The 2522-nt window shown below is 76.0% G+C and carries 1 protein-coding gene; it reads right to left on the reverse strand.

Annotation, left to right across the window (positions count from 1 at the left end; all coding sequences use genetic code 11):
* Positions 1–2522: type I polyketide synthase (locus D471_RS34125; RefSeq protein ID WP_017598908.1), on the reverse strand; the 2522-nt coding region annotated here is incomplete at both ends.

Here is a 2522-nt window from a genome sequence, read left to right on the forward strand (position 1 = left end):
CCGGCGCCCCTGCGCGCCGACGCCACCAGTGCGGGGGTACCGGTTCCCGCGGTCGAGGCGCGGACCAGGCCGAGGAGGGTGCGGCCGGGGCCGACCTCCAGGCAGACGTCGACGTCCTGTTCGGTCAGGGCGCGCACGCCCTGGTGGAAGAGGACGGGCCGGCGCACGTGCCGGCGCCAGTACTCGGCGGTGTACTGGTCGGGTGCGGCCGGGCCGCCGGTGACGTTGGCGATGATCGGGATCTGGGGCCGCGCGAACTCCATGGGGGCCAGGACCTCGGTGAAGTCGTCGAGGATCGGGTCCATGAGGCGGGAGTGGAAGGCGTGCGAGACGGTGAGCGCGCGGGCCTTGGCGCCCAGTTCCCGGACCCGTTCGGCCAGCGCCTCCGTCTGCTCGGGGGCGCCCGCGACCACGACCGACTCGGGGCCGTTGACGGCGGCCACGTCCAGGTCGGTGCCCTCCAGCAGTTCCCGGACGCGGTCGAGGGGGAGGGTGACCGAGAGCATGGCGCCGGGCGCGGTGCCCTGCATGAGCGCGCCTCGGTCGCGGATCAGCCGCAGTCCGTCCTCCAGGCTGAGCACTCCGGCGTGCACGGCGGCCGCGACCTCGCCGACGCTGTGGCCCATGACCGCGACGGCGCGGACCCCCCAGGACTCCCAGAGGGCGGCCAGGGCCAGTTCCAGGGCCACGAGCGCGGGCTGGGTGACCCTGGTCTGGTCGATGAGGGCGGGGTCGGCCGATCCGAACATCAGGTCGGTGAGTGGGGCGCCGAGGGAGCCGTCCAGGATGCGGTCGCAGCGGTCCAGGACGTCGGCGAAGACCGGTTCGGTCTCGTAGAGCTCGCGGCCCATGCCGAAGTACTGGCTGCCCTGCCCGGAGAACAGCAACGCTACGCGCGGCGCCCCGCCGGTGGCGCATCCCTGGTCGGGACCGGTCAGGGCGTCGCGCAGTTCGGTGGCGCCGGTGCCGACGACGGCGCGGCGGACGGGCAGGTGGGCGCGTCCGGTCCCGGCGGTGGCGGCCAGCGCGGGGATCTCGTCGTCGGTGGCGGTGGCCAGGCGGTCGCGCCAGGCCAGGGTGAGGCGGTCGAGCCCCTCGGGGTCGGCGGCCGAGAGCGGCAGGACCACGCGGGCGGGTCCCTCGCCGTCCTCCCGCTCCGGGAGGGGAGGGGCCTCCGCCACGACCAGGTGGGCGTTGGTGCCGCTGAACCCGAACCCGGACACGCCCGCCAGGCGCGGCCGGTCGCCGGTCGGCCAGGCGGTGGGTTCGGTGACCGGCCGGGCGCCGATCCGGTCCCAGGGCACGTGCGGGTTGGGTTCGGCGCAGTGGAGGGTGGCCGGGAGCGTTCCCTCGCGCAGGGCCAGGACGGTCTTGAACAGGGCCGCCATGCCGGAGGCGGACTCGGCGTGGCCGATGTTGCTCTTGACCGAGCCCATCAGGAGGGGGCGGTCGGGGTCGCGGTCCCGCCCCAGGACGTTCCAGGCGGCCTCCACCTCGATGGGGTCGCCCAGGGAGGTTCCGGTGCCGTGCGCCTCCAGGTAGTCGATGTCGGCTCCGCCGACCCCGGCGTCGGCCAGCGCGGCGGCGATCACGGCCTCCTGGGCGCGGCCGCTGGGCGCGGTCAGTCCGGTGGAGGCCCCGTCCTGGTTGACGGCGCTGCCGCGCAGCACGGCCAGGATCCGGTCGCCGTCGGCGTGGGCGTCGCTGAGCCGTTTGAGGACCACGACGCCGCAGCCCTCGGCCCGGCCGAACCCGTCGGCATCGGCGGAGAAGGTCTTGCACCGGCCGTCGGGGGCGAGCATGTGCGCGCGGCTGGTGGCGACGGTGCAGGTCGGGTCGGCGATGACGTTGACGCCGCCGACGATCATCCGGTCGGCCTCGCCCGCCCGCAGGGAGCGGACGGCCAGGTGCAGGGCGACCAGGGAGGAGGAGCAGGCGGTGTCGACGGCGAACGCGGGTCCGTTCAGGCCGAGCAGGTAGGAGATCCGTCCGGCGGCGGCGTTGAGCGCGGTGCCGGTGCCGAAGTAGGCGTCCACCCCGTCGGGGCCGCCGCGTTCCAGGACGCGGGCGTAGTCGGAGTTGGACAGGGCCGTGATGACGCCGGTCCGGGTCCCGCGCAGGGAGGTGGGGTCGGTGGCGGCGTCCTCCAGGGCGTGCCAGGCGGACTGGAGCAGGAGCCGGTGCTGGGGGTCCATGCTCTGGGCCTCGCGGGCTGGGATCTGGAAGAACGGCGCGTCGAACCCGGCGATGTCGGTCAGGAAGCCGCCCCGGTCGGTGGTGAGGTTGGCGGGGTCGAAGCCGATCCCCTCCCAGCGGTGGGCGGGGACCGGACCGGTCGCGTCGCGGCCCCGGCTGAGCAGGTCCCACAGCCGCCCGGTGTCCTCGGCGCCGGGGAAGCGCCCGGCCATGCCGACGACGGCGACGGGTTCGCGGTCGGCCGGGGCGGCCGGGGCGGCCGGGGCGCTGTCCCGGTCCGCGGTGGCCGCGCGGACGGTCGCCCGCCGGACGGGCGCGGCGGGGGG

Source organism: Nocardiopsis lucentensis DSM 44048, from assembly GCF_000341125.1.
Taxonomy (GTDB): domain Bacteria; phylum Actinomycetota; class Actinomycetes; order Streptosporangiales; family Streptosporangiaceae; genus Nocardiopsis; species Nocardiopsis lucentensis.